The organism is Lactobacillus kefiranofaciens, from assembly GCF_900103655.1.
In the GTDB taxonomy this organism is placed as follows: Bacteria; Bacillota; Bacilli; order Lactobacillales; family Lactobacillaceae; genus Lactobacillus; species Lactobacillus kefiranofaciens.
In genome coordinates, this window is record NZ_FMXC01000055.1 from 1 (window position 1) to 8,146 (window position 8,146).

Sequence of the window (8,146 nt, forward strand, 5' to 3'; positions counted from 1 at the left end):
ATCTATGTGAAAAATATGATTTACTTACTAATGAGCAACTATTATTTGATTTAAAGACTGTAGCTAACCGATTAGGTAGAACACCTACAATTAAAGATTATTGCAAATGTAAGAAAATAAACCGACAAGCCACTTATATTAGACGCTTTGGAAGTTGGACAAATGCTTTGTCTGAAGCAGGTCTTAAGTTGAAAGACAGCCAAAAAAATTTAATTAAACATCAGGAAAAGATGAGTAATGAATAGTAAATTTTTAATATGCTGAGAGAGTAATTCTAAGGCACGATTCATTTATAAAGGCTAATAACTAATCATTTAAAGCCATAGAATGCTAATTCTTGTTTTTTACAAAAATCAGCATTCTTTTTCATACTGTGTCTGGAAAAAAGTCTATTTTTAACCAGTCTTAAACTTTTACTAAAAATAAAAATCCTATTAAATCAAGGTTTGTTAATGCCGTGATTTAGTAAGATTTTTTAATTTCTGAGTTTTTTTCCAGACTCTTTTATGTTGATTAGATAAGTTTGTATTTTAGCTCCAGTTATTAATGGTAATACTCATTCTAATACGAATGAACCTTTCAATTGCATTAATTAATTCATCAAAATATTGCTCTATTTTTGGCTTTAAATTAATTTCAAAATATTGAATGTCTTTTTTATATTCTTCAAAATAAACTGAACTGTCTGGAGCAGGAGATGCATTATATTTAAAGCATAATTTTGGCTTTTTAGTTTCGCTGTCAACAACATAGCTAAGTTTAATTACGTTATCAGCTTCCTCATTCATTTCGCTAAAAATATACAAACCGGGACTCATTTGATTTGAAAATCTAATGTCTTTACTTTTAAATTGAAGGTGCGCCGAATGGTCTTCATTCACAATTACCAGGACTTCAACATCCGGCACCCAAAAATTCGCAGTTAATGGTTCTGGTAGCTCATCATTACTGATGAGGGTCTCTTGATCATTCTTGCTTGGTTCTTTTATACTTACGGTAAAAAAGACTTGAGAATTATTATCCATTATTAATTCCTTTCATAGAAAACTAATTTCCTTTTCTAAAGGGGGGCCAAGAGCTATTATATACAGTTTTCTCAGCAGTTACATTCGCAAAAAAGAAAAATGCTAAATTTATTTAAAATATTTAGATTTTTTATGCAATAAGGACAAATAGCTAGGAGAAAGAACAAAGAATATCTCCCCATCTATTGAGGTAACGTTAAAACATAATTTACTTTCTTTGTAATTTTGTGTATACTAAATATATACAAAAAAAGAAAGAGGCGTACAACTATGACTGTAAAATTAAGAAAAGTTGGAAATTCAAAAACTTTAACAGTTCCTAAAGATATAATAATTACTAGTAAAGAGTATACTGTGAAAAATGAAGGGATGAATATAGTTTTTACACCTGTCGTGAAGAAAAAGAAAAATATTTTTGCAACCAAAGAATGGCAAAATTATGATTATCAAAAAGACATAAAAAATGACGTGGAACTACAATAAGTAAAACCAGTGGGACGTGAGGTAGTTGATTAATGATTTATCCGAAAAAGGGAGATATTGTTAAAGCAGATGCAGAACCTCATTCCGGACATGAAATGGGTGGCCATAATCCGCATAAAGGTAATATTAGAAGACATTATGTGGTAATGAGTACCAGTGCCTATAATAAATCAACACATATGTTTATAGGGATGCCGATTACTACTTCAGATAAATATCAAGGCAACCCACATTACGAGCCAATATTAATTCCAGGCAGTAATGGCACTGGAGTAAAAGGTTATGTTGTTTTATGGCAACTTCAGAATTTTGACTTTGAATCTAGAAATGGAGAAATTGTTAATCACGTAAATATTCAGCTATTAGACAAACTCCAAGGTTTCGTGAATGATATGGTGGGACTAGAATAGGTAAAATAATTATGCTAATTTTAAGGCTAATTCAACTATGCTGAGAGGACGATTCTGAGGTCAAGTTCGATTACAGAGATTAATAATTAATCATTTAATGCAATAGAATGCTAATTCTTATTTTTATGGGAAATTAGCATTCTTTTTTGTACTTTCTGACTATGTAGAATAATATAGTTTTTCTACATAGATGGCTGTCGAGTGCAATTTACCGTCAAACGTCATTTTACGCTCCCCAACTATGTAGTATAATTATTTATAAGCTAATAATTCTACATAATAAGCAAAAAGCCTAATCTATTAGGATATATCTAAAATGTGGCTTATAAAACTAATAAAAAGGGAGATTTTCAACTTGAAACATAAAGATACAAGACCAATTACTGATCCAATTATCTTGAAAAATTTTCTTAAGCACTTACGTGAAGATTCTAGTATGGGAGAAAGAAACTATGCTATCTTTCAAACAGGCAAAGCTACTCTGTTGAGAGTAAGTGATGTTTTAGCTTTGAAAAAAAGTGAAGTTTTTCAATCAAATGGCAGAGTAAAGAAAAATGCTTTTATCGTTGATAAGAAAACCAAAAAACAAAATCGACTTTATTTAAATCCGATTAGAGATGTGTTAGAAGATTACTATGATTGGCTTCAGGAATATCAACAAAAGCATCCCTACAAGAAATTGTTTTCTTCAGAATGGCTTTTTCCTAGTTCTCGTAGATTAGGTGAAGATGTTCCAATTAGAGAAAACAGCTTCTACCGAATTTGCCATCAAACTGGATTGAAAATTGGTGTTAATTGGATTGGCTCTCACTCAATGAGAAAAACAGGTGCATTTATGGTTTATCAGCAAACTAATCACAATACAGCTTTGGTAATGAAACTATTAAATCATTCTAGTGAAGCAATGACGTTAAGATATTTGGGGCTTGAGCAAGAAAGGAGAGAAGCGTTATTAGACCAAGTTAATTTTAATCAACTTTAAGATTTACACAATAATTCTAAGATCGAATTTAGTAATTTAAATTAACAATTTTTAGTCGCTAATGTGCTTTAATTGCCCGTATTAAAAAATAGAAAGCAAAATTTATGACAATCGGAGAAGCTTTAAAAAGCTTACGACAATCACTAGGATTAACGCAAGCTCAAATGATCAAGGGAAGTAAAATAACTATTACACATTATTCCAAAATGGAAAAAGGACAAAACAGAATTTTTGTGGATGATTTAATACTAATCCTACAATTACGTGGAGTATCAATAGCTAACTTTTTTAAAAAATATTTTCCGACAAAATATGACATGATCAGCCAAGAAATATCTCAAGAACTGAATCAAGCTTTTTATAATAATGATGTAAAAAAAGCTAGAAATTTAAAGAGACAAATTTTGGTTGACAAGCATATCTCAACTGAATTAAAAGATAGAGCTGATTTAATTATAAATATATTAAACTCAGGTGATGACACAGCATCTATCAAACAAGCTATGCATGATTTTTTTAACTATCAAGAATGGATGAATGATGATAATGCCATTACTATTTTAAGTAATTCTATTCGTAAAGATAATTTAAATGATATAACTCCTTTAATAATGATGTTAATTAGAAAATATAAAAAGTTGAATGAACAAAGCTTAACTAGGCAGAGAAGATTAGCTACAGTGGGGATTAATTATTTGTACATTTTAAGAAAGTATTTTAAAAATTCAGATAAGATTGCTTTTAAAATTTTAGCATGGTTAGAAAATCTTACTGCAGATCCAGAGTTGTGCCTGCTTAAAGAGTTAACTTTATATTTTCATTTAATATATACCAACAACAGTCAAGCTTTAGAGATCAAAAAGCTTTTAAAACAATCAAACTATAAAAAATAAGTGATAATTTACCAGACTAATTCCCCTATGAAGGGATATAATCCAAAATTATTTTTTTGGTCATAAAATAAAAATGTAGGTAGTAAGAACAAAGAAAAAGAAAGGAGAATAATAACTATGATAATTGTTGGATATCCTGTTTTACCTGAATAACTTAAAGAAAAGAGGACAAAAATGAAACTAAAGAACAAGACTATGATTTTTTAGCTGGAATAATGTTAAGTAGTACAGCTTTACCATTGCTTTCAAATTCAGTGAACGCTGATAGTGTTAAAACAAGTAAATCATATTCAGATCAAGTTGATGTGAATCAACAAACTTCTTCTAATCTCTCACAATCTGATATTGAATTAGCAGATAAGTATGTTGAAGTTAAAAATAATCAATTTTACATTACTCAACAAGGTCAAAACCTTTTGCCTAATAATGTTTTCAATTCTGTAAAAAAGCAAATTGAAAAGACAAATCAAGCTATTATTAAAGATAGATTGATCGTTGATCCCCAAACTAAAGAAATAGCACATCAATCTCCTTATGTAATGTTTGCTTCAGGCTTCAGAGGAGCTACAAGAATACATAGAGGTTGTTATGTACATGGTTTTTGGTGGGGAGTAAGAGTTTACTTTACTTCAAATGCTGCAGTTAATTGGTTTAGAAGCAAATTGAGTACAGCATCAGGTATTGCAACTATTGTAAGTATGGTAGCTCAAGTAACAGGTCATGAAATTGCTAGTACATTAAGTGATGCGTTAGGAGCATACACAGATTCTACTTCTAATAGATTAGCTAACTTTAATAGAAGACATCGTCATAGCAAAATCTACATGGATGCACCTAATATTTCTTTCCATACTTTTTAAAAAATAAGGAGAATTATATGTCATACCTAGGTTGGATTGATGTAATTTTGATTGCTATAGGATTAGGAATTAGTGTTACACCAGCATATAAGGCTTATCGCTATCGCTTGTGGCAGAAATTTGGATATTGGAATGTATTAGCACTACCAATACTAATGGTAATTGCTAACATAGCTCTTTTATTATTACAAAATATAATTGGAATTATACTTTTCATACCATTAGATATGATAGCGTTAATTAGCGCCATTTTTACTTATTTTAAAATCAGAAAATTGCGGAATAACAAGTAATATTAATATAATATAAGTTGTTTTAAAAAATATTTTAAATCATAAAAAGTCATTTTGGCTATCTTCTGCCCTTGTTGCAGGATTAATTTTTACTGTAAGCAGTCAAGTAAAGGCCGATACAACCAACAATGGAGATTCTGGAGACACTAACGTCTTACAAGTCGGTCATAATGATGCAATGGTTCCTGTTAAGGCGTCTATTTCACCAGTTGCAAGTCGTGACAATCAAACTCTTCGTCAAGTTGCCGCAGCTAATAATACTTCTTTGGAAGTTCTGGAAAAATTAAACGACAATATTAACCCAGATGTTCCAATTAAAAATGGTACGCCACTGTACTTACCACAAAACTCTAATATGTTTGCGCAAGAAAATGATCGTGTGCCACATTCATTGTATGTGAAGTATTGGAGTCATTTATCACCAGCTAACCGTAGAGCTAAGGCTTGGATTGCACAACGTGAATCCGGTGGTAGCTACACTGCAAGAAATGGTAACGTATATGGGCGTTATCAATTATCATTAGGTTATTTACATGGTGATCTTAGTAAGACAAATCAAGAAAGAACAGCTAATCGGTATGTTAAGAACCGCTATGGCTCATGGGTAAATGCTAAAAGATTTTGGTTAGCACATAATTGGTATTAATATTATTTTCGAATGGATTAGAGCAAGATGGAGTAAAGTACTATCTTGCTTTAATTGCTATAAAATTTAGCTCAGAAATAAAGAAGGCAAACAATGAAATCAAATAAACTTTTGACAACTTTACTCACTACAGTTACACTTGCAACCCTACTTGGTACAGCTCCAATTACAGTTAAGGCTTCAAATTATAGCTCTAATGTAACTGCAAAACAAAAGAAACATTACGTAATCCAAAATGCTCCAAAACTTAGCAAATGGGGCTATGTTTTAAATGTCAATTCTTCAACACAGCCTATTTTTGTTGGCAAGAACAACTATAAAAAACTTTTAAATAATCCCTTATTTAAAGGAACTAAGACTGTTAACCCTAAAGAAATTAAGAACATTAAATTTAAGGTAATCAAAATTATGAAGTTTAAAAACGTAAATGGTGCCCCAGAATATTTGATTACTTCTAAAAGTCATAAGTATAATGCGTGGACTCCGAGTTCTGGGTTACAATATTACGCTATACATAACAAATCTCTTAAAAGAGTTATTAGTCCATTAAAGAGAATGAGCAAAAGAGATTCAGAAAGATTAAATAAAAAAACAACTGCAAAGGGTGCTATTTCTGGTCAAAAACGAATTGCCCAAAATAAGCATGACTTTGATTTAGCAGTTAAATCAGCTAGAAAATTAAAGGGCAATCAACGTAAATTCGTCTTAGGTTCTTTACAACAGATGAAGCAAGATGATGGTATACGCAATGTTATGCAAGAAAAGCAAAACAATATTTTACTATGGAGTATTAATTAACACTCTAGACAGATAAATTTATAAGTTGTTATTATCAATTCAAATTAAAAAGTCCAAACTATTATTGAGTTTAAACAAAAATTCAATGATTATTTGAGCTTTTTTATTTTCCCTAATTTTCAATACTTTGTTTTTAATAAAAATTATCTAATCCTTGTCAAATTTATTAATAATGCAATTATACTAATTTTGCACATTATAAATATTATTTTTCATTTAACTTTCGTTTTAGAACTTCAAATTTTTGTATGATGAGAATGTAGATATAAATGTTGTTTAAAAGAAAGGAACGACCAGATTTTATCTAGTCAAGAAAGAAATGAACAAAGATTTAGAAGAAATTGTCAAAGAGTTAAAAGGTATCGAATCCAACTCAGTTATATTGTATATTGTGCCTAAGAATGGTATCCAAGAGGGGATGATTTATAAATCACTTAATCCTAATCATGTAAAAAGCTTAACTCATGATTTGTTGAACTTATTTTTACAGGAACAATTCCAGCGAAAATTTAATTTTGTTGCTACACTTAATGCATTTAAAGCTGCTATTCAAGCATACAGACCAAGTCTATCTAAAATAAAATCAGATCTAAATAGCTGCCAAGCTCTATTTAACGATTTTAATCATACAGAGCAGTATACAGAATTCAAAAATAATTTTAGTGTGCAGAAAACTCAAAAGCAATTAGAACAGTTAAATGAAAAACTGGCAGCTTTGAGACAAAGAAGAGTAATTGCTGATTATCTTCTTTACTCTAATTTGGATAATCAAACAATCTACTGTCAAGATACTGATTCAGATTCAAGTATTTTAGCAGAAATATTAGCCAATACTTGTGAGGAATTACAGCTAAACCCGAATAGTTTAGTTGAAGCTATGATAAATAAGGCCCAAACTTTGCGTGCGCAAATGATTATGGGAACTTACAATTCAGAAACGCAGCAGAAATCAGTATTATTAAAACTTTCGCAGTTTGGTTATTATGATTTTTATCGTTCTTATTCAGAAATGAAAATTCAGAATACAATGATAAGGGTTAGCAAATTTGTTCAAAACAATGGCTCTGACTGGCATTGCATTTTTGTTGAATCACCAATGACCAACTACTTATCAATTTCTTACACTGATTTTGCTCAAGTCAAAGAAGGTCTTTTAAATATTTGCCGTGGCGACAATATTGACAAACACATTGAGAGAAATGCTAATTGGTTGAAACTAGCATTTTCATCAATAAATTTAAATAAATGGTTCTATCCAAGTAAGAAATGGAATGCTTCAGGACGGCCAATTAACCAATTCTCTCAAGTTGAGGGTTTATCTCCATTACCAGTAGATGAGTTCGTACGTGATAATCACGCACAAGTTAATGGAATCTTATCAGAAGTTATTAAAGACAATATGACTAGTGTCAAAAGTGCTTTTAATAAGAGATTGAAAGAAGACTATCCAGAGCCATTAGCTTCAGTTATCTTTCAGTTACTAGGAACGTTGACTAGCGTTTACCCAGAACATCAACAAGAAATTAAAGATTTTGGTCGCATAATGGAAAAGAAATTACTCTAGTTTATTTAATTATTATTATTATGTTAAGTTAATAAAAATTGGAAATGACTTCTAAAAGTAGAGCAAAGAGTTATATTTTTTATAAAAAGACTATTATTTACGCGTGGTGCTAGTTAAATCGTTCTAGACAATAAGCCAAATTATAAGCTAAAATTGCAATTTCTAACCGGCTTTGAAAGCCTATCAGACTAC

Annotated in this window: 11 protein-coding genes; 10 read left to right on the forward strand and 1 reads right to left on the reverse strand. The window is 30.3% G+C overall.

From position 1 onward, the window contains the following. A partial coding sequence (locus BLP58_RS10995; protein ID WP_369596151.1) for a homing endonuclease associated repeat-containing protein occupies nucleotides 1-245 on the forward strand: 245 nt, incomplete at its 5' end. Nucleotides 246-530: 285 nt separating this feature from the next. Here the strand turns inward: BLP58_RS10995 and BLP58_RS11000 are convergent. Further along, the gene (locus BLP58_RS11000; RefSeq protein ID WP_013854573.1) at nucleotides 531-1,025 is read right to left on the reverse strand and encodes a hypothetical protein; all 495 of its coding nucleotides are present in this window, start codon (nucleotides 1,023-1,025) and stop codon (nucleotides 531-533) included. 270 nt (nucleotides 1,026-1,295) lie between these two features. Between BLP58_RS11000 and BLP58_RS11005 the strand changes: the two genes are divergently transcribed. From BLP58_RS11005 to BLP58_RS11045, 9 genes are all read left to right on the forward strand, one after another. Continuing rightward, the gene (locus BLP58_RS11005) at nucleotides 1,296-1,508 is read left to right on the forward strand and encodes an AbrB/MazE/SpoVT family DNA-binding domain-containing protein (RefSeq protein WP_013854572.1); all 213 of its coding nucleotides are present in this window, start codon (nucleotides 1,296-1,298) and stop codon (nucleotides 1,506-1,508) included. 32 nt (nucleotides 1,509-1,540) lie between these two features. Further along, nucleotides 1,541-1,918 carry a type II toxin-antitoxin system PemK/MazF family toxin gene (locus BLP58_RS11010; protein ID WP_005726889.1) on the forward strand — a complete coding sequence of 126 codons (378 nt, stop codon included), beginning with the start codon at nucleotides 1,541-1,543 and terminating at the stop codon, nucleotides 1,916-1,918. A gap of 355 nt (nucleotides 1,919-2,273) precedes the next feature. After that, complete coding sequence (locus tag BLP58_RS11015; protein ID WP_013854571.1) at nucleotides 2,274-2,900, forward strand: tyrosine-type recombinase/integrase; 627 nt, start codon at nucleotides 2,274-2,276, stop codon at nucleotides 2,898-2,900. 104 nt (nucleotides 2,901-3,004) lie between these two features. Next, nucleotides 3,005-3,793: a helix-turn-helix domain-containing protein gene (locus tag BLP58_RS11020; RefSeq protein WP_013854570.1), complete on the forward strand. Its 789-nt coding sequence runs from the start codon at nucleotides 3,005-3,007 to the stop codon at nucleotides 3,791-3,793. A 215-nt stretch (nucleotides 3,794-4,008) separates the two neighbouring features. Next, the gene (locus BLP58_RS11025; RefSeq protein WP_013854569.1) at nucleotides 4,009-4,653 is read left to right on the forward strand and encodes a hypothetical protein; all 645 of its coding nucleotides are present in this window, start codon (nucleotides 4,009-4,011) and stop codon (nucleotides 4,651-4,653) included. A 17-nt stretch (nucleotides 4,654-4,670) separates the two neighbouring features. After that, nucleotides 4,671-4,946: a hypothetical protein gene (locus BLP58_RS11030; protein WP_025084305.1), complete on the forward strand. Its 276-nt coding sequence runs from the start codon at nucleotides 4,671-4,673 to the stop codon at nucleotides 4,944-4,946. A 31-nt stretch (nucleotides 4,947-4,977) separates the two neighbouring features. After that, nucleotides 4,978-5,592 carry an aggregation-promoting factor C-terminal-like domain-containing protein gene (locus BLP58_RS11035; protein ID WP_025084306.1) on the forward strand — a complete coding sequence of 205 codons (615 nt, stop codon included), beginning with the start codon at nucleotides 4,978-4,980 and terminating at the stop codon, nucleotides 5,590-5,592. Nucleotides 5,593-5,685: 93 nt separating this feature from the next. Next, a complete protein-coding gene (locus BLP58_RS11040) occupies nucleotides 5,686-6,390 on the forward strand; it encodes a hypothetical protein (protein ID WP_013854567.1) in 705 nt (234 codons plus the stop codon). Nucleotides 6,391-6,709: 319 nt separating this feature from the next. After that, nucleotides 6,710-7,954, forward strand: coding sequence for a hypothetical protein (locus BLP58_RS11045; protein ID WP_013854566.1), 1,245 nt, complete (start codon nucleotides 6,710-6,712; stop codon nucleotides 7,952-7,954). Nucleotides 7,955-8,146 lie beyond the last annotated feature (192 nt).

Coding starts and splice junctions, on each gene's coding strand:
- BLP58_RS11000 (WP_013854573.1), bottom strand. CDS start 1,025: ATGGATAATAATTCTCAAGTCTTTTTTACCGTAAGTATAAAAGAACCA.
- BLP58_RS11005 (WP_013854572.1), top strand. CDS start 1,296: ATGACTGTAAAATTAAGAAAAGTTGGAAATTCAAAAACTTTAACAGTT.
- BLP58_RS11010 (WP_005726889.1), top strand. CDS start 1,541: ATGATTTATCCGAAAAAGGGAGATATTGTTAAAGCAGATGCAGAACCT.
- BLP58_RS11020 (WP_013854570.1), top strand. CDS start 3,005: ATGACAATCGGAGAAGCTTTAAAAAGCTTACGACAATCACTAGGATTA.
- BLP58_RS11025 (WP_013854569.1), top strand. CDS start 4,009: ATGTTAAGTAGTACAGCTTTACCATTGCTTTCAAATTCAGTGAACGCT.
- BLP58_RS11030 (WP_025084305.1), top strand. CDS start 4,671: ATGTCATACCTAGGTTGGATTGATGTAATTTTGATTGCTATAGGATTA.
- BLP58_RS11040 (WP_013854567.1), top strand. CDS start 5,686: ATGAAATCAAATAAACTTTTGACAACTTTACTCACTACAGTTACACTT.
- BLP58_RS11045 (WP_013854566.1), top strand. CDS start 6,710: ATGAACAAAGATTTAGAAGAAATTGTCAAAGAGTTAAAAGGTATCGAA.